Source organism: Nitrosococcus wardiae (genome assembly GCF_004421105.1).
GTDB classification, from domain to species: domain Bacteria; phylum Pseudomonadota; class Gammaproteobacteria; order Nitrosococcales; family Nitrosococcaceae; genus Nitrosococcus; species Nitrosococcus wardiae.
Genome location: NZ_CP038033.1, coordinates 3,256,645 through 3,283,630 on the forward strand (window position 1 = coordinate 3,256,645; position 26,986 = coordinate 3,283,630).

27 protein-coding genes are annotated in these 26,986 nt (G+C 51.1%); 15 read left to right on the plus strand and 12 right to left on the minus strand.

The window, feature by feature from the left end:
* Nucleotides 1-8 precede the first annotated feature (8 nt).
* The 3 genes from E3U44_RS15400 to E3U44_RS15410 are packed head-to-tail and all read right to left on the minus strand — an operon-like array spanning nt 9 to nt 4,371.
* Nucleotides 9-1,307, minus strand: coding sequence for a TIGR04295 family B12-binding domain-containing radical SAM protein (locus E3U44_RS15400; RefSeq protein ID WP_134358999.1), 1,299 nt, complete (start codon nt 1,305-1,307; stop codon nt 9-11).
* On the minus strand, nt 1,304-3,262 hold the full coding sequence (locus E3U44_RS15405) for an NAD-dependent epimerase/dehydratase family protein (RefSeq protein WP_134359000.1): 1,959 nt from the start codon (nt 3,260-3,262) through the stop codon (nt 1,304-1,306). The genes E3U44_RS15400 and E3U44_RS15405 overlap by 4 nt, the downstream gene beginning before the upstream one ends.
* On the minus strand, nt 3,259-4,371 hold the full coding sequence (locus E3U44_RS15410; protein WP_134359001.1) for an NAD-dependent epimerase/dehydratase family protein: 1,113 nt from the start codon (nt 4,369-4,371) through the stop codon (nt 3,259-3,261). Before E3U44_RS15410 ends, E3U44_RS15405 begins: the two co-directional genes overlap by 4 nt.
* 388 nt (nt 4,372-4,759) lie before the next feature.
* On the opposite strand from E3U44_RS15410, the gene E3U44_RS15415 reads away from it, so the two are divergent.
* The 5 genes from E3U44_RS15415 to E3U44_RS15435 all read left to right on the plus strand — a co-directional run bounded on the left by E3U44_RS15415 (nt 4,760) and on the right by E3U44_RS15435 (nt 7,825).
* A complete protein-coding gene (locus E3U44_RS15415; RefSeq protein WP_134359002.1) occupies nt 4,760-4,930 on the plus strand; it encodes a DUF1328 domain-containing protein in 171 nt (56 codons plus the stop codon).
* 156 nt (nt 4,931-5,086) lie between these two features.
* Nucleotides 5,087-5,245: a YqaE/Pmp3 family membrane protein gene (locus tag E3U44_RS15420; protein ID WP_134359003.1), complete on the plus strand. Its 159-nt coding sequence runs from the start codon at nt 5,087-5,089 to the stop codon at nt 5,243-5,245.
* A gap of 18 nt (nt 5,246-5,263) precedes the next feature.
* Nucleotides 5,264-5,731, plus strand: a complete 468-nt coding sequence (locus tag E3U44_RS15425; protein WP_134359004.1) for a DUF4112 domain-containing protein — start codon at nt 5,264-5,266, stop codon at nt 5,729-5,731.
* A gap of 19 nt (nt 5,732-5,750) precedes the next feature.
* On the plus strand, nt 5,751-7,070 hold the full coding sequence (locus E3U44_RS15430; protein WP_134359005.1) for a YhjD/YihY/BrkB family envelope integrity protein: 1,320 nt from the start codon (nt 5,751-5,753) through the stop codon (nt 7,068-7,070).
* Between the two features lie 17 nt (nt 7,071-7,087).
* Nucleotides 7,088-7,825 (plus strand): c-type cytochrome, encoded by a 738-nt coding sequence (locus E3U44_RS15435; RefSeq protein WP_134359006.1) that lies wholly within the window; start codon nt 7,088-7,090, stop codon nt 7,823-7,825.
* Here the strand turns inward: E3U44_RS15435 and E3U44_RS15440 are convergent.
* Nucleotides 7,822-8,739, minus strand: a complete 918-nt coding sequence (locus E3U44_RS15440; protein WP_166805096.1) for a c-type cytochrome — start codon at nt 8,737-8,739, stop codon at nt 7,822-7,824. The two genes, E3U44_RS15435 and E3U44_RS15440, sit on opposite strands and share 4 nt — an antisense overlap.
* Nucleotides 8,740-8,766: 27 nt before the next feature.
* On the opposite strand from E3U44_RS15440, the gene E3U44_RS19390 reads away from it, so the two are divergent.
* From E3U44_RS19390 to E3U44_RS15460, 4 genes are read left to right on the plus strand one after another with little or no spacing between them, the layout of a single operon-like run.
* Nucleotides 8,767-9,789, plus strand: a complete 1,023-nt coding sequence (locus tag E3U44_RS19390) for a cytochrome c4 (protein ID WP_166805097.1) — start codon at nt 8,767-8,769, stop codon at nt 9,787-9,789.
* 29 nt (nt 9,790-9,818) lie between these two features.
* Entirely contained in the window at nt 9,819-10,799 is a 981-nt protein-coding gene (gene coxB, locus E3U44_RS15450) for a cytochrome c oxidase subunit II (protein WP_240761567.1), read from the plus strand.
* The gene (gene ctaD, locus E3U44_RS15455) at nt 10,796-13,309 is read left to right on the plus strand and encodes a cytochrome c oxidase subunit I (protein WP_134359009.1); all 2,514 of its coding nucleotides are present in this window, start codon (nt 10,796-10,798) and stop codon (nt 13,307-13,309) included. The genes coxB and ctaD overlap by 4 nt, the downstream gene beginning before the upstream one ends.
* Before the next feature lie 11 nt (nt 13,310-13,320).
* Entirely contained in the window at nt 13,321-13,839 is a 519-nt protein-coding gene (locus tag E3U44_RS15460; RefSeq protein ID WP_134359010.1) for a hypothetical protein, read from the plus strand.
* Here E3U44_RS15460 and E3U44_RS15465 read toward each other — a convergent pair.
* From E3U44_RS15465 to E3U44_RS15485, 5 genes are all read right to left on the minus strand, one after another.
* Nucleotides 13,820-15,118: a YihY/virulence factor BrkB family protein gene (locus E3U44_RS15465; protein ID WP_240761569.1), complete on the minus strand. Its 1,299-nt coding sequence runs from the start codon at nt 15,116-15,118 to the stop codon at nt 13,820-13,822. The two genes, E3U44_RS15460 and E3U44_RS15465, sit on opposite strands and share 20 nt — an antisense overlap.
* Nucleotides 15,119-15,250: 132 nt before the next feature.
* Nucleotides 15,251-16,246, minus strand: a complete 996-nt coding sequence (locus E3U44_RS15470) for a DUF3618 domain-containing protein (RefSeq protein ID WP_134359011.1) — start codon at nt 16,244-16,246, stop codon at nt 15,251-15,253.
* Nucleotides 16,233-16,691, minus strand: coding sequence for a phage holin family protein (locus E3U44_RS15475; RefSeq protein WP_134359012.1), 459 nt, complete (start codon nt 16,689-16,691; stop codon nt 16,233-16,235). Before E3U44_RS15475 ends, E3U44_RS15470 begins: the two co-directional genes overlap by 14 nt.
* Nucleotides 16,691-17,335: a hypothetical protein gene (locus tag E3U44_RS15480; RefSeq protein ID WP_134359013.1), complete on the minus strand. Its 645-nt coding sequence runs from the start codon at nt 17,333-17,335 to the stop codon at nt 16,691-16,693. The genes E3U44_RS15475 and E3U44_RS15480 overlap by 1 nt, the downstream gene beginning before the upstream one ends.
* 396 nt (nt 17,336-17,731) lie before the next feature.
* Nucleotides 17,732-18,289: a DUF421 domain-containing protein gene (locus E3U44_RS15485; protein WP_134359014.1), complete on the minus strand. Its 558-nt coding sequence runs from the start codon at nt 18,287-18,289 to the stop codon at nt 17,732-17,734.
* Nucleotides 18,290-18,539: 250 nt separating this feature from the next.
* Here E3U44_RS15485 and E3U44_RS15490 point away from each other — a divergent pair, with 250 nt between their 5' ends.
* The gene (locus tag E3U44_RS15490) at nt 18,540-19,382 is read left to right on the plus strand and encodes a cytochrome c oxidase assembly protein (RefSeq protein WP_134359015.1); all 843 of its coding nucleotides are present in this window, start codon (nt 18,540-18,542) and stop codon (nt 19,380-19,382) included.
* Between the two features lie 31 nt (nt 19,383-19,413).
* Here the strand turns inward: E3U44_RS15490 and E3U44_RS15495 are convergent, their stop codons facing one another.
* Nucleotides 19,414-20,118, minus strand: a complete 705-nt coding sequence (locus E3U44_RS15495) for a TVP38/TMEM64 family protein (RefSeq protein ID WP_134359016.1) — start codon at nt 20,116-20,118, stop codon at nt 19,414-19,416.
* Nucleotides 20,119-20,148: 30 nt separating this feature from the next.
* Nucleotides 20,149-21,129 (minus strand): diacylglycerol/lipid kinase family protein, encoded by a 981-nt coding sequence (locus E3U44_RS15500; RefSeq protein ID WP_134359017.1) that lies wholly within the window; start codon nt 21,127-21,129, stop codon nt 20,149-20,151.
* A 293-nt stretch (nt 21,130-21,422) separates the two neighbouring features.
* Here E3U44_RS15500 and E3U44_RS15505 point away from each other — a divergent pair, with 293 nt between their 5' ends.
* Nucleotides 21,423-21,752, plus strand: coding sequence for an ElaB/YgaM/YqjD family protein (locus tag E3U44_RS15505; RefSeq protein ID WP_134359018.1), 330 nt, complete (start codon nt 21,423-21,425; stop codon nt 21,750-21,752).
* Nucleotides 21,753-21,755: 3 nt separating this feature from the next.
* Nucleotides 21,756-22,031, plus strand: coding sequence for a phage holin family protein (locus E3U44_RS20795; protein WP_134359019.1), 276 nt, complete (start codon nt 21,756-21,758; stop codon nt 22,029-22,031).
* A gap of 40 nt (nt 22,032-22,071) precedes the next feature.
* Here E3U44_RS20795 and E3U44_RS19395 read toward each other — a convergent pair whose 3' ends face one another.
* Nucleotides 22,072-22,209 carry a hypothetical protein gene (locus E3U44_RS19395; RefSeq protein WP_166805098.1) on the minus strand — a complete coding sequence of 46 codons (138 nt, stop codon included), beginning with the start codon at nt 22,207-22,209 and terminating at the stop codon, nt 22,072-22,074.
* A 138-nt stretch (nt 22,210-22,347) separates the two neighbouring features.
* On the opposite strand from E3U44_RS19395, the gene E3U44_RS15520 reads away from it, so the two are divergent.
* The 3 genes from E3U44_RS15520 to ppsA all read left to right on the plus strand — a co-directional run bounded on the left by E3U44_RS15520 (nt 22,348) and on the right by ppsA (nt 26,959).
* Nucleotides 22,348-23,481 carry a hypothetical protein gene (locus tag E3U44_RS15520; protein WP_134359021.1) on the plus strand — a complete coding sequence of 378 codons (1,134 nt, stop codon included), beginning with the start codon at nt 22,348-22,350 and terminating at the stop codon, nt 23,479-23,481.
* A 316-nt stretch (nt 23,482-23,797) separates the two neighbouring features.
* Nucleotides 23,798-24,304 carry a hypothetical protein gene (locus E3U44_RS15525; protein WP_134359022.1) on the plus strand — a complete coding sequence of 169 codons (507 nt, stop codon included), beginning with the start codon at nt 23,798-23,800 and terminating at the stop codon, nt 24,302-24,304.
* Between the two features lie 270 nt (nt 24,305-24,574).
* A complete protein-coding gene (ppsA, locus tag E3U44_RS15530; protein ID WP_134359023.1) occupies nt 24,575-26,959 on the plus strand; it encodes a phosphoenolpyruvate synthase in 2,385 nt (794 codons plus the stop codon).
* The last annotated feature ends 27 nt before the right edge of the window (nt 26,960-26,986 follow it).

A 26,986-nucleotide genomic window follows, 5' to 3' on the forward strand; every position in this document is an offset into this window, starting at 1 on the left:
TTTCTTTCTCATGAAGCTGCAGCGGCGCCAAGTTCCAGGTGTTCAAGGGGTCGAGGAAGCTCCTCTTGAATGTCGCTAAACTCAGAAAACATCTGCAAATAGTAGTCCACGGCCCGTTCCCACGCCAGGTCATCCGGCACGCCCCAAAGTTTTATATAATCTGGCGATCCCGGATAAGGGAACATGGGCACGGGTTTGTTCGCCCAGACGCCATGGGCGAGCAAGGTCTGCCGCCATTCCTCTACCTGGGCATGATCGTCGACCTGGGAATCGAGCAAGCTGGCCTGGACGAAAGGAATATTGCGGCGCGCATAGATAAGCCGCTCTTGCAGCTGGACGGTTTTCAACCGGCAATGCTTATTGAGCAAGTCCCGGCCTCTCTCACTGAGACTCTCTACCCCTGCCTCCACGGAGACACAGCCGCTCTCACCGAGCAGATCCAGCATTTCCGGCTTCCAAAGATCGATGCGGGTCTGAATGCCAAATTGGACGGGGCGCTGTTTCAACGCCTGCAGCAGCGGCCGCTGAGGGAGAAAAATCTCATCAATAAAATAAACATATCTCACTCCTTGGCTGATAAGTCCGTCTAGCTCTTCTAGGAGTGTATCCAGCGGTCGGCGGCGGAATTGGTCGCGATGATCCGTCTTGGCGCAGAACGAACAGGCATAGGGACACCCCCGCGAAGCTTCAATTTCTGCGCCGAATCCCTGCTGCGGCTCATCGAAGCGATGATGATGATGCCGATGTGCGCTCAAAAAGTGCTGAGGCCAATGCAGCGCGGGTAATGAAGCTAGATTCACCATTTGCGGTCCGCCCTGCACCCGCCATTGCTCATCGTGTAGATAGGCAATGCCACTCACCTCTTGCAGTCGCGATAAGTGGCTGCCCAGCTGAACGAGTACCTCTTCGCATTCCCCGAGCACGGCAATATCGCCGCCCACTTTACGGAGCGCCGCACGGGGCGTGGTCGAGGCATGGGGGCCCACGAGAATCCGGATACCCGCAGCTGCGCCAAGCGCTTGGACCAACTGTTGAGGCACGCGCAGTTCTGGCGGCGGACAGCGCCAAAAGAGATAACTGGGGGCCGTGGGGATGACGGTCATATCAGGTCCGAAAGTAGCTACGCGGGCGCAGAGTTCGCTTTGCGAGAGATGATCTAAAGTGGCATCAAGGAGAAGCACCTCGTGCCCAGCGCCCTCAAGCATCTGCTTAGCGTATCCCAATTCAAGTGGCAAATGAGGATCCCGGCAGCCGAAGTAGATGCTTCCTTCAAAGGTCCAGATCGGGTTAATCAATGCATATCTCATAAGACGACCTGCTCTTTTTCTGAGTGTGCAGCAGGGCGAGAGGCAGTCAGCTCCTGCTGCATCCATTCATAAAGCTGCCGCACCCCTTCCTTGCTTCCAATGGCTGGACGCCAGCCCGTGACCCGCTGGAATTTGCTCGTATCTGAAACATAGTAACGCTGATCACTTGGACGCCAGTCTTTCCTGTACACCACCGGAACCCGATGATGCAAAACCGCCAGTTGATCTACCAATCCTTGCAGGCTGAGTACATTCTGGGGTCCACCTCCCATATTGAAGGCCTCACCCGCAATGGCTGGAAGGTGATTAGCCGCAGTTAGCAACGCCTTTACTAAATCATCCACATAGAGCACATCACGCACCTGAAGTCCATCGCCATAGAAGGTGATGGGTGTTTCACTCACCACCTGGCGGATAAAATGGGCAACCCATCCCTGATCCTCATTACCAAATTGCCGTGGACCATAGATGCAGCTCATACGCAAAACCGTCGCAGGCAAGCCCAGGGTACGGGCGTAATCAAGCACATACTGATCGGCAGCGCCCTTGGAACAGCCATAAGGGCTGCAGAATTTCAGCGGGCGGGATTCATCAATCCCGCGGCTACGAATCACATCATCCACTGGGGCATAGCCAGAGGCGGTCAGTTGCAGTTCTAAATCGTCGAGATCACCATAAACTTTGTTAGTGGAAGTAAACACCAGGCCCGGCGGATATCGCCGACGACGCGCTGCTTCCAGTACATTCAAAGTCCCTACCGTATTCACATCGTGATCAAAAAACGGTTGTTTGAGACTGGTAGTCACTGCTACCTGAGCTGCAAAATGAAATATCCTGCAGGCCCGCTGTACAGCATACTGGACCGCGTCTCGATCCCGCACATCTGCCAGCAGCACTTCGATCTGATTAGGAAAGCGCTGGTGTAACCACTCCAAATTGCACTCGGTACCAGGGCGGGAAAGATCATCGAGCACCAAAATCTGATGACCCTGGGCGGCAAGCCGTGCCGCCACATTGCAACCGATGAACCCAGCACCGCCAATGACCAGTTCCCGATCGCGCCCCCCCTTTTTTCCACTACCCTGGCCCCAGGTGGCAACCTCCTGCACTCTGGCGTATCCGCCGCCCTGCAGCTGCAGCAAGCGTCCCAGCAGAGCGGGTTTACCATCGGCAGTACGCAGGCCACGTCCCGGCTGCCGTTCGCCCTCGGCGGGCACCGCAGTCAAATTTAGATAAACCCGTTCCACCGCCCCATTAAGCAAGCCACCCCATTCTCCCACAAGGAGTCCAATGCCGCTGTCACGCCGAGGGGGGATCGGATCCGGGGTTAACCAACGCTCCAGCCTCTGGGGAGCGGGTAGAACCTCATCCACTTTAGCAAGCTCACCGTCCTTATCGGCCTGGGAAAACCGTCGAAAAGCAAGCGCTTGCACCGAATCGAATAGCCCCTGGCGATAGGCGATGGCCAACCAACGCGCATCCAATACGAGCCCACCCAAACAAAGGCTTGGCGCGGATGATTCGCACAAAAGCTTGGATAGCAACCCTGCTGATTGGGGAGAGGCATCTGGCCATGAGGGGACTCCCAACAAATCAGCACATTCCAACCATTGGATGCTGTCCCCCAACTCATTGCACGCTTCCCCAAAAAACCTTTGATAAGCTAAAGCTTCATGGACCCATGCCGGAGGAAGTTGATGGGAATGGTGAGGCAGGAGACGATGGAGTGCAATGACCACCTCAAAGCGCTCGGCCGCTCTAGCGATTAGCCAACCATACCATGCCCGTGCCTTAGGGCTATTCCATTGGGCTAACGTCACCGCCAAGCGGATATCTCGAAACCCAGCAGCACAGGCATCATCCAGTAGTTGTTCAGCTTGCCGGTACTCACCTAGGGCAAACCACTCGTTTATACCACAGCGGGCCTGTTTTCTTCCGGGTGCTCCGGCCATCATACTGCCAGCCCTCGCGCGAGAAGCTCATCCCGAGCCTCATCGACCCGATCGACCGGCTGTTGTTCCGCTAACCATTCGGCGAATGTGCTGAGACCTTCCTCCAGCGAGACTTCGGGCTCAAAGCCAAGAATGCGCCGTGCCCGGCTAATGTCGGCAAAGCAGTGGCGGATGTCGCCTTTGCGATACTCTCCAGTGATGTTTGGCATGAGATCGCTACCGATTACCTGGGCAGTCTTTTGAGCGAGTTCGAGAATGGAAATGCTACGGCCGCTACCTATATTGAAGGCCTGCCCGGCAGCATCGGGAATCTCAAGGGCTTGTCGGCAGGCGCGGGCCACATCTCGCACATGGACAAAATCACGCCGCTGGTGTCCATCCTCAAAGACTAAAGGAGGACGACCATTGAGCAGCCGACTGCCAAAAATAGCGAGCACACCCGTATAAGGATTTGATAGCGCTTGGCGTTCGCCATAGGTGTTAAAAAACCGCAGCGCCACCACAGGAATATCGTAAGCCTGTCCAAAGAGCAAACACATCCGCTCTTGATCCATCTTCGATAGGGCATAAATGGAGGCCAACGCCGGATGCTTAGACTCGGGGGTTGGAACGGGCTCAAGCTTTTCCCCTTCTGGCCCGCTGACTTCCCACTCGCCACTGCGGAGCCGAGCAATAGAACGTTCCACTTCGATGAGGTTGCCCGTCGCAGAGCGATAAAGCCCTTCACCATAAATGCTCATGCTCGAAGCCACGACAAGGCATTCAACCGGCCGCTTCACAAGCTGTTCGAGCAGCACGGCAGTACCTCGTACATTGGTATCCAGATAGGATTCAATTTCATACATACTTTGTCCCACGCCTACCCGGGCTGCGAAGTGGAATACTCCACTTACGCTTTCCAACGCCTGCGCAACGGCTTCAGGATCCCGCACATCCCCTCTTTGCAGTTCTACTTCAGGATTTAAATAGCCTGGGCGTTGCCGATCGAGACCGTGGACTTGTGCTTCCAGGCTATCGAGTATCCGCACTCGGTAGCCTGCAGCGAGTAGTTCATCGGCCACATGGGAACCAATGAAACCCGCCCCGCCAGTAATCAAAATTGTTTTTTCCATATCTTATTTTTTTACCCCTGATATCACCATTACGTAGTCGCCATCACGTTTATAAGGATGCAGAAAACATACCATGGGGACGAGTGCGGTTTCTTCCACAGTTAGAAGTCTCTTTAGTAAGAAGCTGCGGACCCACGCGTTGTCTCAATCCATGTAATGCTTGCAAGTTGGGTGTAAAAACTACAAAGAGTTAGAAGGTACAATTGACGATTTTCTTCCTTTTTAAAATCCAAGAATTTAAAAATTTTTAAAAGTTATCCAAGCTGTAAGAATCAAAATCCGCTGATATTAATAAAGTTGGCATTAAACCTGCTCATAAATTCACAACAGGCTTTCCTGTTATCAAATTTGATTAAAAAAATGTAGTCAATATGGAGGAATAAATAAAATGTTTGGTTGGGCAATAACTTTCTTGATCGTGGCCCTTGTGGCCGCCCTCCTAGGCTTTACGGGAGTGGCTGGAATTGCAGTAGAAATTGCTTGGATTTTGTTTGTTGTAGGAATTGTTTTGTTTGTAGTGTTTCTGATTATGGGCCGACGCCGATCTCCCCCTCTATAGTAAATTAAGGAAACCCGGCGCCTTTCCTCAGCAAGTTATAGCAAGGCAGGAAATAGTCGATAGCTTAGAGTGAAAGTGAAACAGCGACGTAAAAATTAGGGCACAAGGAAGTACCCTTTATCTTCAAATCGGTAAGCAAAAAGTGAGGTAATACACATGGATCTTCTACGCATTCTGTTTGCAATTCTGTTGCCCCCCCTAGGCGTATTTTTACAGGTCGGATTGGGTGGTCAATTCTGGTTGAATATTCTGTTGACACTGCTCGGCTATATTCCTGGCATTATTCACGCCGTGTGGATTATTGCAAAACGCTAGAGGTCAGAAATTTTCCTTATGGCTATACAACGGCGCTCAAGACCCACCGGCAAGACTCAGTGGACTAGTCAAGATCGAGATCGCTTAGCTAAACTCGCCTATTGGCTGGACGAACGGTTTCGCATTCCAGGCACTAACTGGCGAATCGGATGGGATGGCCTAGTGGGTCTGATTCCCGGTGTGGGCGATGGGATTACAACCGCGCTGTCCGCTTACATCGTCCTTGAGGCACAACGCTTGGGAATACCCACCACAATGCTGCTGCGCATGATTTGGAATGTTGTAGTTGATGGCATAGTGGGGACTGTACCCTTAGTCGGTGATCTGTTCGATATCCGCTGGAAGGCCAATCGCAAAAATATGCATCTGCTTAATGAGCACCTAGCCCAATTTCCAGCAGTGCATCGACCGACGATATATCAAGTAGAACGGTCACCAAAAGGCATCAAGGCACAGGGCGATAAAGAAGAGTACCCCGTTGAATAATATATATATATTCTAGAATATGACTATCAATACTCCTACCCTTGAATGGCGGCAATATTGGGCTGAAATGGAGTTCGGTTGCCGCCAAATACTCCGCTATACCCAAAATATGAATGAGGCCACTTTTTATCAAAATAAAATGGCCGTTGATGCTGTGCTGTACAACCTAGAAGGGATTTACCAGGCAGCCCAAAGTTTGCCCGATGATGTTCACCCTTGGTTGAAAGAGGAGGAGTGGCGTACCTTAGCCAGTTTCAAAGAGATTACCGCTAACGCAAGATTCAACCCCAGTTCTATGGGCCTATGGGCGGTGGTAGACGAGCAGATTCCCACCTTACTGGCGGCCCTGCGTGCAGCACATCAAAAAGAGACACAGATCAAGCAGGATCCGCGGCTACACCGCCGAGGCCGTAGCGCCATTAAGCCCTGGCACCTGCCCCTATTGGGTTGGCGGGATATTGGCTGGCGAGTTTTGGATCAACTTTCCCAAAACAATGTGCTTATCGTTTCTGCCGGGGTAGCCTTTTACGCCCTGCTAGCGATTTTCCCCACCCTAGCAGCTCTGGTCTCCATCTACGGAGTACTGGCAAACCCAGCAGATGTGGAAGCCCAGCTTACTTTATTGGATGACGTGATTCCCGCGGAGGCTTGGGAGATTCTTCGGAGCCAACTCCACACCCTGACAAGCCAATCGACGACTATTCTTAGTCTGAGTGCCCTGCTCGGGGTCCTGCTGACTTTATGGAGCGCGCGGCTGGGGACGGGGGCACTGATGACGGCATTGAACATCGTCTATAAGGAGGAGGAAAAGCGCTCTTGGATCCGGTTTAATTTAATGGCGTTGTTACTTACGCTGGGGGAAATCCTGTTTAGTGTCGCTGCCCTGAGTTTGATTGTAGCCCTACCTACGCTGCTTGGCTATATTGGCCTCGGCGAAGAAACCAAAGTACTCCTTATCTGGTTACGATGGCCCCTACTAGCGGTGATCGTTATAATAGCTTTAGCTATACTTTATCGTTTTGGCTCTAGCCGTAGAGCTCCCCGCTGGGAATGGGTCAGCATTGGGGCTGTAGTCGCCACCTTACTGTGGATACTGGTGTCGGCGTTATTTTCCTTTTATGTGTCTCATTTTGGGTCCTATAACGAAACCTATGGCTCATTGGGCGCAGTTGTCAGTTTGATGCTATGGTTTTGGCTAACGGCCCTAACGGTGCTGATAGGGGCAGAATTTAACGCCGAAATGGAGCACCAAACCAAGATGGATACCACCACCGGCAAACCTAAACCTATGGGGAAACGCAATGCCTATATGGCGGATACTTTAGGGCGGCGACCGTAGCCAAAGGAAAAGAGCCGGTGCTTCTACAAGCCATCCAAGCTGGGCAGTTACCCTGCATTCCAGTGTTGGCACGATTCCTAACGGCGGGCACCCTGGGGCTGATGCTCTGCTTGGCCGGACCCCACAATACGTTTGCAATCCAAGAAGAAATTGAGAACGGTCGCCGCATTGCCTTGCAGGGCACCAAAGAGGTGAGATGTGCTAGATGCCATGGCAAGCTAGGACAAGGAGATGGTTCTGAAGGGCATCCTCGAATAGGGGGACAAAGCAGATTTTATCTCCAAAAGCAGCTTGAGGATTTTGCCTCTGGGACTCGTCCTAGCGAAGAGATGGTTCCCGTTGCCAGGGTTTTGACGGAAAAACAAAGGGCGGCCGTTGCTGCTTATTATGCCTCCATCAAGAATACACCTTATCCGCCGCGTCCAGAGGGAGAACCCCGACTTTTGCAGCAAGGGGGAATCCTGTCAGCCATTGGGTCAGATAAACGCTCTATTAGGGCCTGCGCCCTGTGTCACGCGACCGCAGGCGCTGGTATCCCACCTAGTTATCCTTACCTTGCCGGACAATTTGCTAGCTATACTGAGCGTCAGCTTCAACTATGGAAGCGGGGCCTGCGCCAGAATGATTCGCTTGAACTGATGGCAGAGATTGCTAAAAAGTTGAGTGATGAGGAAATCCGCGGGCTCGCCCTCTACTTTGCCCGGGTTCGGTTGCCGGCAAAGCGAATCAACTCCCTCACTGAGTATGAACCCTAATCGCCATGGCCAAGCATCTCTTGAATTTCCTCCTCAACCGTCTCTACAGTTTGTTCCTTTATGGGCAAGGACCGCAGATAAATAGCCATGGCGTTAAGATCCTCGTCAGTCAGATAGCTAGAACCGAACAACACATACTCGGCCATAGGGCCCCGAATGGGAGTTCCATCCGGCCCTATCGCCCGCTTCAATGCTCTAACAATATCCTGCTGCGACCAAATGCCGATTCCTGCTTTTTGAGAAGGGGTGATGTTGGGAGCAGGGAGAACCCCCGGAATCTTTCTCGAGCCGCCGAGAAATTCAATACCGATGAAATTGCCAAAGGTTTTTGGCGTGTGGCAAGCGCCACAGTGCCCGAGATGATTAACCAAATAAGCCCCCCGATTCCACTGTGCCGGGCGCTGTTCATCGAAGATCCTCTTGCCTGGCTTAAAATTAATCAGTCTCCAAATCCAATTAAGCCAGCGAAAGGTGAATGGAAATTTGAGATCGTGGGGCGGCACGTTGTTTTTAATCGGCTCAATAGATTGGAGATAGGCCCACAGGGCAGCAATGTCTTCCGGCAGCATCCCAGTATACCAGCGATAAGGGAAAATCGGATAATAGGGGCTGCCATCAGGTCGCGTCCCTGTCATCATCGCCTGACGGAAGTCTTCCAAGGTCCAGCGGCCGATACCCGTGTCCAGATCCGGAGTGATATTCGGTGTATAAAAGGTACCAAAGTCCGTCTCCATTGCCCGGCCGCCGGCAAGAAATGCGCCATTATTTTCTACATCGGTATGACAGCTTTCGCATGCACTCGCCCGAAACACATATTTTCCCTGGGCCACAAGAGTCTCCTGTTCAGCCGCGCTAACCAGACCCGTAGCATTGGCCAGCACCCACAGGAAAAGCACCATTCTCGTCGTCATCATATTCCCCATTTTAAGCCAAAATTATGGATGCTCACGCTCACCCTTGCCACAGTCATGTTAAAGCCACTTGCCGCCGATATCACTTTTCCCGATCAAGCGGATCCGGTTGCTGGCCGCGCCATTGTGGTCGGCGGTAAGGACGCCACGATTACCCCCTGCTTTCTCTGTCACGGCCTCAAAGGGGCCGGCGACAGCACGGGAGCCTTTCCCCGCCTTGCAGGACAAGCAGCCTATTATCTTTATAAACAGCTTATCGACTATGCTTCCGGCGCTCGCTCCAATGACATTATGGCCTCTATTGCCCGGGAACTCACGGAGCAGCAGATGCAGGATGTTGCCTCCTATTATGCCGCAAGCACGGCCTCTTATTTTCCGCCGCCCAAGGTAGCCCCGGAGGTGCTAGAGCGGGGTCGCCTCATTGCCGAGAAAGGCTTGGAGGAAGAGCCGCGAGGGGAAGACGTGCAAGCCTGCGTCTTCTGTCATGGTTCTAAAGGAGCGGGCAATCCACCGAATATTCCCTATCTAGCGGGACAGTATGCCCCCTATATTGAACTGCAGCTGCTGCTCTGGAAGCGAAATATTCGCCAAAATGATCCTCTGGCTATCATGGAAAACATCGCCAAGCGCCTAAGTGAGAGGGATATCCGGGCCGTGGCCCTTTATTTCGAAACAGTTCGCCCTCCGCCTCCCCAACCCACCACAAAGATCAATGCAGAAGCAAGGACAGCTTGCAAAGCTGACGATATTCCCTTACATCTTTGCGTGCTCGGAGGAAACCCCAAAACCGGGCGCAACCTAATCGCCCACTATGGCTGTACCGCTTGCCACCCGATTCCTGGAGTCAACACCTTAACCGGATCGGTGGGACCTTCGCTCGAGGGTTTTGGTCGTCGCAGTTATATCGCCGGAAGAATACCGAACCGACCTGCCTGGCTAACCTTATGGTTGCAAAATCCCCCTTTCATCGATCCCAAGACAGTCATGCCCGCCCTGGGCATTAATGAGGTAGAGGCCCGCCATATGGCCGCCTATTTATATACGCTGCGTTAGCCATGACTGCTGGCGGCCGTAGATTCCACTTGGGAAGATGGCTCCTGCTACCCCTATGGGGTCAGCTTGCCGGCTGTAGGGGGATTCAATCTGCCTTGGCGCCAAGCGGTACCGCCGCCCGGGAGATCGCGGCACTCTGGTGGTCTATGGCCGTAGGCGCCTTCATTATCTATGTCATCGTCCTCGGGATTGCTTTCTATGCCGTTAGAATTCGACCCGAGCGACACGGTTCCCCCGCCGGGTATGGTCTTATTCTGGGTGGCGGTGTCGCCCTGCCGCTAGTGGTCCTGAGCACTCTGCTCACTTACAGCTTTTCTCTAGGACCCACCTTGCGACAGCCCGTCGCTTCGGGAGCACTGCAGATTGAAGTTATCGGCAAACAGTGGTGGTGGGAAATTCGCTACCTGCCTCCCGGCCAGAAGCAACCTATCGTGAGTGCCAATGAGGTGCATATCCCCATTGGCGAACCGGTAGAAATATTACTTAAATCGGCTGATGTCATCCACAGCTTTTGGGTCCCACCCTTGGCCGGCAAGATCGATATGGTTCCTGGCCGCACCAATCGTTTGGTCCTTCAAGCCGATCAACCCGGCACCTATCGGGGCCAATGCGCCGAATATTGTGGTGGCCCCCATGCACTGATGGCTTTTTACGTCATTGCGGAAACCCCAAAAAATTTCGCCCTCTGGCTTGAGCAAGAAGCGCAACCGGTCAAGGATCGAGGGAGTCCCCTTTTAATGCGGGGTCAGCGGCTATTTATTAATAGCGGCTGTGGTACCTGCCACACTGTGCGGGGCACACCCGCTGGTGGTCGATTTGGGCCAGATCTTACCCATGTGGGCAGGCGCTATTCCTTAGCGGCAGGTATTCTGCCCAATAATATTGGGACACTGGCGGGTTGGGTTGCAGGCAATCAGATCCTTAAGCCAGGCAATAAGATGCCATCGTTCAACACCTTTGAGGGTGAGGCGTTGCGAACATTGGCCGCCTATCTGGAGAGCTTGCAGTGAAGGCCCGACAAGAGGACAAGGCCTTAAAAAAGGCCCAGGAGGAAAGACTGCTCAAGGTATGGGCAGCACCCAAGGGCTGGTCTGCTGTGACCGCCGTCAATAATACTGAGATTGGCCTTTGGTATACCATCGCTGCTTTTCTTTTTCTCCTATTCGGCGGGGTATTGGCCCTGCTGATGCGCTACCAGCTGGCTGTCCCCAACAACGATTTCCTCGGCCCAGAGACCTACAACCAGATCTTCACCATGCATGGCTCGGTAATGATGTTCCTAGTTGCCGTGCCCTTTTTAGAAGCTGTAGCGGTCTACCTGCTCCCCCAATTTTTAGGCGCGCGTGACCTGCCCTTTCCACGGCTCTCCGCTTACGGTTTTTGGTGCTATATCATTGGCGGGATTTGTGTCTGCGCCAGTCTCTTCTGGCTAAAGGCCCCATCCGGCGGCTGGTTCATGTATCCGCCGCTCACTGACCAAGAACACTCGCCGGGGATTGGTGCTGATATCTGGCTGCTTGGCCTCTCCTTTGTAGAAATCGCTTCCCTTGCTGCTGCCGTAGAGCTTATTGTCGGCGTGCTCAAAACACGCCCGCCGGGCATGGCGATTAATCTCATGCCGCTCTACGCTTGGTATATCTTAGCTACTGCGGGGATGATCCTGTTTGCCTTTCCCCCCTTGATTGCCGGTGATATCCTCCTCGAGCTTCAGCGCGCCTTCGATTGGCCCTTCTTCGATCCTAGCCGGGGCGGTGATCCCATCCTCTGGCAACATTTATTTTGGATTTTTGGCCACCCGGAAGTCTATATTATTTTCCTCCCTGCGGTAGGAGTGGTAGCCATGATCGTTCCCACCTTCGCCCAACGCCCCATTGTCGGTTACAGCTGGATCGTTTTGGCAGCGGTAGGGACCGGTTTTATCAGCTTTGGTCTTTGGGTGCATCACATGTATGCTACCGGCCTGCCCCTTATTTCCTTAAGCTTCTTTTCCGCAGCGAGTGAGGCCGTCGTGATCCCTACGGGAGTCCAGATCTTCGCCTTTATCGCCACACTCCTACTGGGGCGGGTCAAATTCGAAACGCCGATGCTGTTTGTCACGGGTTTTCTGCTTATCTTCGTGATAGGGGGGCTATCTGGCGTCATGGTCGCTATCGTGCCTTTCGACTGGCAAGTCCACGACAGCTACTTTGTGGTCGCCCACCTCCACTACACCATCATTGGCGGCATGTTGTTTCCCATGTTTGCTGCACTTTATTACTGGATGCCGGTGATCTCGGGTCGTAAGATGCTGCCGCGGCTGGGGCGCTGGGCTTTTGGGCTGTTATTTCTGGGTTTTAATACCGCCTTCTTTCCCATGCACTTCACCGGCCTGCTAGGAATGCCCAGGCGGGTCTATACTTATCCAGAAGGTGTAGGCTGGGATTGGCTTAACCTGCTATCCACCGTAGGAGCATTTACTTTCGCCGCGGGGGTGCTGGTCGTGCTTAGCGATGTGATTCTACACTTCCGCTGGGGTGAAAAGGCGAGCCGCAATCCCTGGAATGCCGGGACCCTAGACTGGATGATGGAGATCCCGCCCAAGGAATGGGGGGCACGCAGCGTTCCTATCGTAAAAACCCGCTATCCCCTGTGGGAACAAGAAAATTTCCTGGATGATATGGATAATGGCCGCTTCTTGATTCCCGATGCGCCAGACCTGCGCCGAGAAACGATCATTACCAGCGTAATCGATGCCAAGCCTATCCAAGTGCTACGCGTGCCTGGGCCGAGTTGGTGGCCGCTATTAACGGCCGTAGCCACTGGCGGATTTTTTATTGCGGCGACTTTTCACGCCTGGATACTCGCTGGCGTATCCGCCCTAATCGCCTTTATCTTTATCCTCTGTTGGGTATGGGAGACGGCAGAAATCCCCGATAAAGACACCATTAATGCCGGTTGTGGCCAAGTATTGCCCCTATATGTCTCGGGTTCAGAATCGGTAGGCTGGTGGGCAATGTTTATCACCCTTTTAGGTGATGGAGCCGCATTTATCTCACTCGTTTTCGTCTATTTTTTCTTTTGGACAGTCAACCCAGCTTGGCCTCCACCCCGCTATCCCCCCTTCGCTCTGGAGCTCCCCCTCATCGCCCTGGCTGTGCTGCTGACGGCAGGGGGATTGATCGCATGGGCTGTTATTAGCCTAAGCCAGGGCATGACTCGACGCTTCCAACTCGCAGTAGGCTTAGGTTGCGCAGCTCTCATCACCTTTACCGGGCTCCAGCTTAATTGGCTCCAAGGAACCGGACTCCAGCCTACCGAACACGCCTACCCCGCCATCATCTGGACTCTACTGTTGTATCATCTTTTGCACGTAGCAGTCGCATTTATCATGGGGCTCTATGGGGTAGTCCGTTATTGGGCTGGACGGTTGGGCCCGAGCCACCCCATGGACCTACAGAATACAGCCCTATTTTGGTACTTTACTGTCTTGCAGGGGCTAATCACTCTGGCCGTGGTTAATCTCTTTCCCTGGGCGAGTTGAGCATAGCATAGATGGTCACCGAGAAAATCAAGGGCGATAGTTTATTTAGCCTTATTATCGGACCCCTGATATGGATGGTACACTTTCTTACCCTTTATCTCACCACGGCCCTTGCCTGCGCCAAAGGGTTTTTCCACCTCCAGGTACTTGGCCTAGGGATCGTGCCCTGGGTCGCTATAGTCGCCACAGGGGTGGCCAGTGGCCTGATCTTGGATAGCGCCATAGTGGCCTTTCGTCGCTGGCGCAACCCCCCCCAGGAACCCGGAGAGAAACCGCCTCCGCCGGCCCAGGAGCAGATAATTGCCCGAGGACGCCAGCGGGCTTTGGCATTTGTGAGGCAACGATTTCACCGCAGCCAGCCTCTCCCTCAGGTGGAAACAGCGGCAATACCCATGCCCCCCTATGATCAAGCCAACCCTCAGAGCCGTCGCCGGTTTTTGACCTATGCGGGACTGCTGTTGTCGGGTCTAGCCCTGATCGCCACCCTTTGGGAAGCCCTTCCGGTCCTCTTTATGACTTCATGTCGGTAGGGCGATGATGAGACAACCAAAACCAGGTAAGGCCGATACCGATGAGGACAGTTGGCACCGGGTGACGTTTGGCGACACTACCCAACCGTGACAAATACTCATCCGCCCTCTCCTGCTCCAGATTAAATTGTGCAGAAGCAGAAGGCTGACGGGACGTATGGGTAGAAAAATAAGCTTCGGCAGACGGTTTCTGCGGTGTTTCGCGTCTCGTCGGCTGAGACTGCCTAGATGATTTTGCTTCCGCTCGCTGCTCAGCGCGGTCATATTGAGCACGAGTGGCGGAGCGCTCGGAAGCCTCATGGCCCGGTGAACCGCCTACGGTATCGGCGACATACGCCCTGCGCTGCCCCATGGGTTGGGGTTCCCCCTCCGTGGTATCCACCTGCGTTTGGTGCTCCATTTCAGCGTTCAGCTCAGCACCCAATAACACGATAAAGGCAGTAATAAATAACCACATCAAAAAGATCACAACAGCGCCTAGAGAGCCATAGGTTTCATTATAGCTGCCGAAATGAGACACATAGAAAGAAAAGCCAAAGGAGGCGATAACCCACAGCACAGTCGCCAAAACCGCACCCCAATTCACCCAATGCCATTGGGGTTGACTGCGGCTCGGTCCATAGCGATAGACTCCAGCCAGACCTGCCATGGCAAAGAGGGCGAGTAAAGGCCAGCGAAGCAAGGAAATCCAACTCCTGACGCTTTCTCCTAAGCCTAAGTTACCCAATAAAGCAGGCAGGACCACCACCAGACCGATAGCCAGCACCCCTAGCAGCACGGCGCCCAAGGTCAGCACCAAGGCGGTACCATTCAGCCTCAGAAAACCCCGCTCTTCTTCCTCATTATAGACCACATTCAGAGCTTCCATGAGCGTTTTCATTCCCTTAGTGGCACCCCAAAGCGCAAATAATATACTTCCCAGGACGCCGAACCCCAGGGCTGACGGAGACTGGGCGGTGATACTGCTTAGCTGAGCATTCAGTAAAGACTGGGCTTCTTGGGGAATGATTCCCGACAGGGTATTAAGTTGCTGCTGAACATCAGCAGGATTCGCTACCAAGCCATAAATGAAGACCAGGGCCGTTAAGGCCGGGAACAAGGCCAGTAAGGCGTAAAATGCCACTCCTGCCGCCACCATCGTGAGTTTATCCTCGCTCAACTCATTTTTAACGCGCACCAGGACATCGCGCCATCCCTTCCCAGGGATTTCCCGGGGGCGAGTGGCCGACCGGCCCCGCCGGGCATAGGACATGGTGTCTTCGGTAGTTGCTTCCGCCACTGAATCTTCCCCCTAATAAATTGAGATAATAGGTTTTCGCAGAAAATTGCTGGACTGGATAAGAACGGGGCCCGCCGCTCGTCTTTAATCTTTAATCACGAGCGGCGGGGCTTACAGGCTGACAGAAAACGGTTATGGCCTGCCGCTGGGTGAGGATGAGGCGCCACCAAGATCCTGATGCTTGGCCTCCTCTTTAGCGGCTTCCCGGGCCGCCTCAGCCACTTGCCCGGATTTCTGTTTAACTTGGCTAGGCGTCAGATTTTGCCGTTCGGCTTCTTCCCTGGCTGCTTTTTGAGCGGCCTCAGCCACCTGCTCGGCCTTATGAAGTCCCTCCTTACCCATTGCCTCAGCGCGTTCTAAAGCTTCATCCCGCTTTCTACCCATCCACGCGTCTTCCTTGCGTGTGGGCGGCAAAGCGGCACCTAACGCCGCGCCTAAGATAATCCCAACGGCGCCGAGGACTAGGGGCTGCTCGTAAAGCATATGGTTAAAACCCTGTCTTGCGCGCTCGGCTTGGTAGTGGGCTGCTTCAGTGACTTCTCCCATTTGCTCCCGCGCGCCATGGGCCATGTGCCCTGCCCGTTCCCGGGCCCTATGAGCGGTCTCTCCCATTCTCTCCCGCGCTTCATGAACGAGATGCTCTGCCCGCTCCCGGGCCTCATGAGCCGTTTGTCGCACCTGTTCCTTACGCCCACCTCCCGACTCTGTCGTGGAAGTGGCTGGAGCACCCGACGGGGTCACAATCGCCTCCCCGTGAGTCCTCGCGGTAGTGCCACCACTCGTCGAGGGAATGACCCCCGATTCCCCATAAGTTCGGCTATAGCGGCGCTCAGGTCTTTCCGAACCCGCTAACATCAGCCAACCCAGCCCAACACCCAATAAGGTAACCGGCAGGGGATTATGCTTGATACTCCGGCCCAGGTTGGTAGCAAACTCACCGGACTCCTCGCCGGCTCCGCGGAAATAACCCAGGGTCTGGTCCACCCATTGCCCAGGCGAGAACTTACGCTCCAGGGCATGCAAAGTATGAGTCAACTCCGCCCGGGTCTCGTTAATTTCCCTCTCAATTTCCTCCGGTGACTTATCCTCGTAAGTTGTGCTCTGGTAGGGGTATTCAGTATGTTTCATGATATCTGCTCCTGCTCTCGTGTACCTCTTTCTTGGCCAACTCCGCGTCCCGGCGTAGGGATCCGGCGGTCCTACGGGGTACTAAGCGCTTCGCTTTAAGATCCCGTTGACCTTTTCTTAATAGGAAATAGCCGATAAGAAGCACCACCAAACCCACGATCAACGATGAAACCCAAAGCTGCGGTATGTCGTATCCTTCATCTAAAAGATCGGCCAGTCCGTACACCATAAATTGCAAGAGGATTAGAAAACCACCAAAGGCAACCGCGCCACCTGCAATAAGGGAGCCTATCCCGGCTTCCACCTGGGACACCTTTTCAGATGCCTCGGCCTTGGCCAGTTGCAACTCTTGCCGCATTAAAGTAGTCACTTCCCGCGCCAGGTCGGAGAGAAGTGAGGTGACCGAACGGTTTTCCGGAGGGGTATGCGTTTCATGTGTTGACATTACGGCTCTCCTTTACGTTGAGTGCTAGTGGTGGTCCCTGCGGTGGTGGTCCTAGACTCTGTTCCGGTAGGCGGCGTGGTTGCTCCTGCCCCTACTCCACTGGCAGGGGGCGTATAGGCTGATGGGGCACCTTGACCTGGAGTGGCAGCCCCATACCCCGCCGCCGGGCGAGCACCTCCTACCTCACTTGCCTGAGAGGGGTGCACGTAGTCATATTCACTATGGAGCGCTGAACTTCTAAAAAAACGGGCCAGTAAAAAACCAGCAGCCACAGCGCCACCAATGAAAACGCCTGGTTGACGGCGAGCAAAATCTTCCGCCTGCCGCATCAACGTACCTACATCGCGCTCGCGCAAGGTGTGGGAAAATTGCTCAAGGCTATGGGCAGCCCGCTCCGCGTAGGGTGTGATTAGGGGAGGGTGCTCTTGTTGGTCCATCTCATGGGAAGCCTTGCGCAAGGCTTCCGCTACTCCCCCAATTTCATCGGCGGTAGCACTTTTCCGCTCCGCGAGCAGCGATTGCCCCTGCGCCTTAGCCTTTTCTGCAAGACGCTGCGCTTCGTGCTGCGCCTGTTCCTTAGTCCCTGCTTGAGTCGCTCCCGATTCAGGTGGATAGCGGCCTGTGCTCGAGTAAGAATTATTCATCTTTAAAAACCTCCTTCATCTCTCCGTAGCTAAGATAGGTTATTCTCTACATTAGTTTAGATTACTCATTACATTAGTTCTCGAAACATTAGTTCTCGAAAATCAGATTGTGCAAGCAGATTATGCAAATGTCGTGCCTAAATCCTCTTTCTGTAAAAACTATTTTTAATTGAGAGGGCTACAGAATGTACGACTTATATAGGAATTAAAGGGACAAGGGGGAATATGTAATTTTTACATGGGTTATTCAAAGTTGCCGCTTATAAGGGGTCAAAACCCGTTGGCGAGGATTGAACCATCCATCACCGTCCCCCGAAAGAGATTTCTGAGGGTAGTGCGCTCTATAGGAAAGAGCCTTCCGTGGGCAGTCAAATTTCCCTTGTCTCCTGTGGGTGACTAAGATTGCGAGGAAGATTCAGGTGCAGCTTTTTGATTTTCCAAAACATAATTTCGTACATTCTTGAGTGTAGCGTCAGAAGCTGAAGCTGCTCCATTAAGAATGGTATTGAAACTCCCATCAGACTCCAGAACTACTGCTTCTACATTTTCAATTGATGAATGGCCCCGCTGGCGAATACCCAAAAGAATATCCGCTTCCGTTATCCGTTCGCTGCGCATGGCTTCCTGTAAAAACTGACCTCGATACAGCAATAAAGTAGGTTCCGGCTTAATCCAACCTTCAAATTTTTTTGATCGCACACAAAAAGATGAAATGAGATATTGGGCGCCAATCAGCACCACGAGGGCAGTTATCCCTTCTAAGAAAACCGTATTTTTGGATAAAGCAATATTGGCAAGAATGGAGCCAAGGGCAACAGTGACAACGAAATCAAATGCTGTCATTTTAGCAAGTGTTCGTTTCCCAAAGAATTTAAGCAAGAGAATTAAAGCCAGGTAGGCAACTAAAGTGACTATTAAAACACGCCCTATTCCTGCCCAGTTATCGAAAAACATAATAAAATCTCCTCTTCAGGTTTTTGAGTAACCTCTAGCGAGCTATCCTATCTGTAAATAGCAGTATCCTAGTGGCAACATAGGAAATATGGGGTAAGCGCATTGAAAATAACTATAGCAGTGGATAGGGACCCGTGTTCGCATAAGACTCATTCACCCCTAACCTCTTTCATACCGCCTGGGAATCTATAATTTTTACATAGGGCCCATTATGGGGTTTTAAACCGTCTCCTGGATCAGGATAACTATCATGTGGATAGCCAGCGGCTTACTCTTAGATGGTGCCGTCATTGCTCTAGGAATTGCTTATGGACTAGGTCTGCTGCGGAGAAAGACCAAGGCTAGAGATAGGCCCAGCAGGTGGATATGGCAAGCGCTGGCCTTCGCGCTCGGTTGGCTTGCCTTGGCGGCAGCTTTGCTTTCACCTCTCGCCCCCCTCACTGAGATCTCCTTTGCGGCCCACATGGCACAGCATGTTCTTTTGCTTATGATCGCGCCTCCACTTCTGATTTTGGGCAAGCCGCTTGCCCCCCTTATGAATGCACTTCCTTCTCCCTGGCGGCGCCCGTTGGGCTACTGGTTTTTTTCCCCATTATTACGCAGTCCTTTACACCTACTAACCCGGATGCCTATTGCAATCACTGTACACAGTATTGCAATCTGGCTCTGGCATGCGCCGCTGACTTACCAGGCAGCGTTAACAAATGAGTTTATCCACTACCTAGAGCATCTTAGCCTGTTTGGCAGTGCCCTACTTTTTTGGTGGAGTATCATTAATTCTGGCCGTCAGGGTTATTTCCGCTATGGCAGCGGAGTGGTGGCCCTGTTCTTGATGGCCTTACATACCAAACTGCTGGGTGTCCTTATCGCACTTGCTCCAGATCCCCTTTATATTACCTACGCGACCAGTGTTTCACCCTGGGGTCTGAGTGCTTTGGAAGATCAACAGTGGGCTGGTTTGATCATGCTGTTACCCTGTGGATTCACTTATCTGTTTACGGGACTTATTTTAATGGCGGCCTGGCTGACTACGGCTGAACGCCAGAGAGAACCTACCCCCCAGCCGGGAATTACCACAAGGCATTGGCACTAAAGCCATTATTTAATAGAGTAGGCCACTCATTTTATTTTCGTTTACGCTGGTCATATATAATATAGACGATAAAGGCGGCTAAGCTGATTACTGATATCCAAAACATTCCTGTGCGTAATCGTTCATTCGTTTCCCCTAGATAGGCAATGAGAACAATTAATGGCAAGATGCCAATGGAAGTAGCCGCTATAAATTGCCAATAATTCATCCGCAGCAATCCGCCGACGAAACTGATGGCATCATTGGAAAGAAAAGGGGAAAGTCTAATGACAATAACAGTCCAGAAGCCGTATCTTTCCACATATCCTTCTATATTCTCTCGAGTCTCTGTACCGATTAATTTATCGACAGTAATTGGACAAAGCCCTCGGCCAACCATGTAGCCCACGGTGGAAGCCACCAAGACAGCTAATAAAGAAACACCTCCACCCCAAAAAGGACCATAAGCCAGTACCGAAACGACAAAAAGAGCTACCGAAGGAATAACAATCAAAAACATCTGACCCACCATAGATAAAATAATAATGATGGGTCCCCAGATTCCAAATTGCCTGACAAATTGATGCAGTTTTTCACGATCGCCACTGGCCAAAAGGGAAAAAAGCCGGTTTATGGAATCATGAAAGGAAGGCCAAAAAAAATATAAGCCTAGAATGACTAATAGAAGGCCAAGGGAAACCTTGATTAGAGGTTTGTTTTGGTTTGTAGTAGTAATCTTTTCTAGCAAATTACTCATTGGTATTTCCCTATACTAACTATTTCGGTTTCAGGAAGCCATTTTATCAGGCACAACAACAGGCGCAATAATTGGAATGGCCTTGGGTATAATCTGTATATCAACATTGGCTCGGCCAATAATTTCCCCATCGCCTCGCACAGGCAGATTCCATTTTGTGCTTACTTTTATGTTTTTTTCGGCGCGCAAATAGATGGTATGGGGAGACTGCTTATGTTGTCTCCACAATATATGCCACATAAATGACAGGTAATGGAGTAATGTCCGGGCCCGGACGATACACACATCAATCTGACCATCATCAGGTTCGACCTCTGCGCCCCACCGTAATGAGGCAGCCCCCATCTCTCCCACATTAGCGATCATAATAAAAGCTGCTCTAATACGTTGCTCGCGATCATCTATGCGGAGGTTAAAGCGCCAGACCCGGGTTCCAATCAATTCAGCTAAAGCACTCCAAACATAGGCCAGTTGCCGAAAATACCGTTTAGCAGCCACAGTGGTTCTCTCCGCAATGCGCGAATAAGAACCTATACTAATATGAGAGATCAAAATCTGATCGCCTACCTGCATGGCATCAATCTTTCTTATCCTCCCACCCTTGACTACTAATTGGCAGGCTGCTTCTACTTCTAAGGGAATTGCCAACTCACGTGCCAGTAAATTGGCTGTACCCACCGGGATAATGGCCAGAGGAATTTGGCTGTGAAGCAATCCACTGGCTACCGCAGAAACAGTCCCATCGCCGCCTGCAGCAGCAATCACACTATAATCCTGTTCTTGCGCCTGACGCACAATGCTGGGTAAGTGCTCTTTACCTGTGGTCTCATAAATATCATAACCTATGCCATGCATTTCACAGTATTGCTTCAGGAGATTTCTAACCTGTTCAGCTTTACAACTGCCGGCGACAGGATTAAGAATGAGAAATAGGCGTGAACCGGCTGAGTCTAAGGCATAAGTCTTCGTTTTTGTCGTAAGATTTACATCTCCATTTTGCAAGAATTTCATAGCTTGGTACCTTCAGGTGATTCGACACACGCCATTTTCCCGGCAATCAAAATAGCCCCAATTGCCGCAGCAAGGATTTATGCAATCTCTATACCAATGAACTATCTCTATAAAAATCAAAAAAATAGTAGAATAGATTATTTAGGGTGCCTTTGACTGCACAAAAATAAAAAATAAAATTTCGGTATTTAATTTATATGCTATTCTAACTAGCAGGGATACTCTCGAAATGGTGAGATAAAGCTTGTTTGGTTTAAATGTTTGGTTTAAATAAGTAATGAGGTAATTCGTAAATGGCAGATAACACGTTACAAAAAGAAGTTGACCACTTAAAGGAAGAACTTGGCCAACTCCGTAAAGAAATGGGAAATCTAGTTTCTGAGGTTAAAAATCGCGGCCAAAGTGCAGCCCACACCACCAAAACAAAGGCCGAGCAAGAGTTAGATGAAACGCTGGAAAAATTAAATCGAGCTTATCTCTCGGCCCGCAAAACTGGCGAACAGGCAGCCACATCATTACAGCATGAAATTAAACAGCATCCGGTTGCAAGTGCAGGTATCGCCTTTCTAGGGATTGCTTTTCTGGTTGGAATAGCTACAGGAAAACTTTTTTCACAAAAATAAACCGTGACTGGGCTTATCGAAATTTTCTTCGCTAGGACCGCATTGATCAAAGCGGAATTACAGCAATCAAAAGTACGCCTTTTTTATTTTATTGCTGCTTTGATTCTTTTTTTACTCGGAATACTCTTCTTTGCGGGAGCATGTGTTCTAATTTTAATATCCATCGGATTGGCATTAAATAATGTACTTCCATTGCCTGTGGTCCTATTAATTACTGGGATTATAGCCATTTTATTCGGCATCATTTTGATCTTTATGGGAAATGTAAAGATAAGATAATGAGTGGAATACTAATACCTGAAATCAAGAGCAAAAAAATTTATATCACTCCAGAAGAAAGAGTAAAGGAGGCACGTTTACGTCTATTATCAGCAGCAAAAATAAGGAGTGAGAATCCCCCTTCCAAAAGAACTGTTGGAATATCCACCATTGCGTGTGCTTTTGCAGCTGGATTCATGGCTGGTTTTTCTCCCTCAGTATCGAGAAAAATTTTCCGTGAAACAACTTCGTTCTTACGGTTCTGGGTGGCTAACTACATGAGCACTGCTCGGCGGTATAAATAGATTACCATCGGGTGTATTGGACATTGTGAGTAATGGGTTGGCAAAATAAGATGAGTTTCCGCAATCTGCCCCGTGAGAGTATTTTGTGGGTAGTATTCGTGCTTTTTTCTCCCTTGCTGATGGCCTCCTCGAAAGCCCTTCCCCCGGATTTTTATCAGCAAGTCGACCGTTTCCTCGTCAGCCCGCAAAGCACCAGCGAGACCCTGGTTCAAGAGGCTCACCCCATTGTTAAGCGGCTGGTGGAGGCTACCGAAAATAGGGAAGACTTTATTCAAAAAGTCAAGGTGCTAAAATCCTATCTGCGGCTCGTCTGCGATTTTACCCAACAGCAAACCTTTCAACGAACCCTGCTGCTCGAGGAAGAAATCAATACCCACGTGACCTCGTGGAATGAGGAAGTCAAACACAAGCGAAGCACCATCACCTGGAGCGCCATTGGCATCGGGGCCCTGGTGGGTCTGCTCCTAGCGGTCACCAGAGCGACTCACGAAAACCGGCTCGATCTAACTCGGTTCCAGGAAATAGGGATTAATTTTCTCATCTGGGCCCCCATTAGCGTGGGCGCGGGGCTGAGCTTGGGCAATCTGGTGGCTGAAAAAGAAGTCGAACAGCGTCAAGTGCTCCTCATCCACCCGACTGAACTGGTGAGGGAGTATTCTGGAGATGTGCCCATGTATGAAGTTGAATCTCACTTAAAAGCCTTTCTCGGGGCAAAAGAAGGACCTATCCGCTCACAAGCTCAGAAAAAACTCCAGGCGCTTCATTCCAAAGCCCCTGAGAAGGTGGAAGACCGCATCCGCTATATGGAAGCAGTGCTAGCGCATGCGCCAGAGAATTTAATCCCTTCCAAAAAAGCACAACAAGACCGGCTCGCGGTGCTTGGAGAAGTCCTTTCTTTACAATTCCCCTCCCAATCCCCTTCTTCCTGGGACGAAATACGCTATTTCCTCAGCAACCATTTGTATGGGTTTGCGGTAACAGGCGCTATTTTGGGAGTCATTGTTTTTCTTCTCCCCTTCCAGTTCACGGGAGGATGGTCATGGCCATATGCCGCCCTAAGCTTTGTCATTGGCCTTAAGGTGGGTTTCGCACTGGGCCAAATGGCAGGAGAACTCATAAAAATAGAAAAACCCCATGAGATCCTCCATCACGAAGTATCTTTCTAATAGGGTCGAGTGCAGGCTTTTCCCCAATAGGGGACATCAATCCTCTCTCCTTCTCCAGATCACTCACCGCTCTTAATCTCTATAGAACGCTTAGAAAATCCTTTCTCAACCTTAGCGGCAGCCTTCAAAAAAGGCCAAGCCAAACGCCTTTGACCTAACCTCCCCTTCTTTAATCGATTCAGTGGTGATTGGGTGGGTAAATTAGGATCGTTGTAATTATGCAACTACGGTGATCTTTTTTAAAACAATACTGGCGTTATGGTGGTAATTATGCTACACAATATGTGTTCCTTCAACAAAATAGAGAGGCAACTTTATGAAGATTAAACAAACTGCATTAGCGTTAAGTGTACTCCTCCCTTCCTTTTATTTTCCCGCTGCCAGCTATGCTGAGCAAGAAATCGGGGATCGAGAGGTGATCTTATCAGGCTCGGGGATTAGTGGTAGTGGTTTTGATACCACAAGTGTGGCAATCGACGGTCAGTTTGGTCAATTTTGGAGCAAGGCACTGGAATTCGGCTTTCGGCAAAATGTGGGGTTCGCAGACACGGAAGAGACTTCACGTCTTAGCGGTGCAACTCGCATATTCTCCGATTACCACTTTGACTATAACGCTTGGCAACCCTTCGTCGGCGCAAGCGCGGGTGTACAGTATGGCTCAGGGGTTAACGATGCATTCATTATAGGTCCCGAAGTTGGGGTGAAATATTATGTGAAAGAAAAGACTTTCATTACTGGACGGGTCTCCTATCTATTTGATGTCGATGAAGATGTAGATGATGGCTCTACTTTCTATTCGTTAGGAATTGGTTTTAACTTTTAAATTCTCTGCTAGCCTGGGCCACATATTTGTGGCCCAGGCAATCCATCTCCTATACGGGCGAAAGGATTCACTTCCATCAGTCTCATAACTACTGCTTCAATATCCTCACAGGAGTGTTTTCCCTGGATGAGTGAGCTACCGAGGAGGATAGTCTAGGATTTGCGAGGTCCTAGTATTACCGACTACACTCTCTTTCTCAACCGAAAAAACCTTGCCGCAGCCCCAATTACCATTTAAAAAAAAGCCTCATTAATCTATCGGGAGAAAGCAATGGCCGAACAGTATGTCAGGTGGTTGGAAAACCTGGGCTCCCATGATGTCTCCTTGGTGGGGGGCAAAAACGCCTCCTTGGGAGAAATGATCCAACATCTCCGGGAAACAGGCATCCGAGTACCTGAGGGTTTTGCAACCACAGCCCAGGCTTACTGGGATTTCTTAGAGGCCAACCATCTTAAGGAAAGAATCTCTCAACAGCTTGAAGAGCTCAGGAAAGACCGGCAAAAATTAGCCAAGGTCGGGAAAACCATACGAGAGTGGTTCTATGAGTCCGATTTTCCTCCTTCCCTCACTGAAGCCATTACTCAAGCCTATGGTCAATTGGCTGATCAAATTGATCGCCAAAATCCTGATGTGGCAGTGCGTAGTAGCGCCACGGCCGAAGATCTCCCGGAAGCAAGTTTCGCCGGTCAACAGGAAACTTTCCTTAATATCAGTGGAGAAGAAAGTCTGATTGATGCCTGCCGACGCTGTTTCGCCTCCCTGTTTACTGACCGGGCTATCATTTACCGTGAGAATCACGGCTTCGATCACCTGAAAGTGGCGCTTTCAATCGGTGTCCAGAGAATGGTCCGATCCGATCAAGCCGGCGCGGGAGTGATGTTTTCCATCGACACAGAGACCGGATTTCCCGATGCGGTGCTGATTAATGCCGCTTGGGGGCTCGGTGAGAGCGTGGTCCAGGGGATAGTGGATCCTGATGAGTATATGGTTTTTAAACCTTTACTAAAAAATCAATCTTATTGCCCTATTATCAAGAAAAAAATAGGCAAAAAAGCCCAAAAGATCGTCTATGCTTCCGAGAGCAAGGAACCCACGCAAATCCTCGATACCCCTGTGGAAGAGCGCCCTTATCCCGTATTACAGGATGAAGAAATTCTTACCCTGGCTCGATGGGCAGCCGCTATCGAGGACCACTACGGCCATCCCATGGATATTGAATGGGCCAAAGACGGTCTTACCAACGAACTTTTCATCGTTCAAGCCCGCCCAGAAACCGTTCAATCCCGTAAAAAAACCTCTTTGCTCAAGACCTATACCTTAAAACAAAAGGGAAAACATTTACTCAGCGGACTCAGTATTGGCAGCGCCATCGCAGCAGGCAAAGTTTGCAAATTGCGTAGCGCCTCTGAAATCGATCGTTTTGAAGAAAATGCGGTGCTAGTCACCGAAATGACTGATCCGGACTGGGTCCCCATTATGAAGCGGGCCGCCGCTATCGTAACCGATCACGGGGGGCGCACCTCCCATGCTGCTATCGTCAGCCGAGAATTGGGCCTCCCCGCCATTGTCGGCACTGGGAAAGGCACAGAGATTTTGCAAGATGGACAAGAAATTACCGTCTCCTGCGCCGAAGGGGACGAAGGCTTTATCTACGAAGGCATCGCCGATTACGAAGCCCAAGATCTTTCCTTAGAAGAGATTCCCAAAACCCGAACCCAGGTCATGCTTAACCTAGCTCACCCGGCGGGGGCGCTTCGCTGGTGGCCACTACCAAGCGATGGGGTAGGACTAGCCCGGATGGAATTTATTATTAATAACATCATTAAGATCCACCCTATGGCCCTGGTAAAATGGAATGAACTGAAAGATCAGGAAGTTCGCCAAAAAATTGATGAGCTAACGGCCACCTGGGAGGATAAAACCCAATATTTTGTAGATACTTTGGCCCATGGAATCGCCCAGATTGCCGCTTCTCAATATCCAAAGCCTGTCATTGTCCGCATGAGCGATTTTAAAACCAATGAATACGCGGAATTGATTGGCGGCCGTGCCTTTGAGCCCAAAGAACCCAACCCCATGCTAGGATGGCGGGGAGCGAGTCGTTATTATAACGAGGGCTACCGGGAAGGGTTTGCGTTGGAGTGCCGGGCCATTCGAAAAGCCCGGGAAGAAATCGGGCTAGATAACATTATTATGATGATTCCTTTTTGCCGTACTCCGGCAGAAGCAGACAAGGTCTTGGAAGTCCTGTCTGAAAACGGGTTGACCCGAGGTGAACAGGGGCTCCAAATTTATGTCATGTGCGAGATTCCCTCTAACGTGATCCTAGGCCGACAATTTGCGGACCGTTTTGATGGATTTTCTATTGGCAGCAATGATCTAACCCAATTAGTCTTAGGCGTGGATCGGGATTCGAATCGGCTCGCACCGCTCTTTAACGAACAAGATGAAGCCGTCAAAGAAATGATTGCCACCGTCATTCGCTATGCCCATGAGAAGCAGCGCAAGGTAGGACTCTGCGGTCAGGCCCCAAGCGACTATCCAGAATTTGCCCGTTTTCTAGTAGAGGCAAATATTGATTCCATTTCTGTTAATCCGGACAGTTTTGTCGATGTCAAACAACAAATCGCCGCCGCTGAAGCCAAAAAGGGTTAATCGCGATAGCAGGGTGCGCCCTTGACA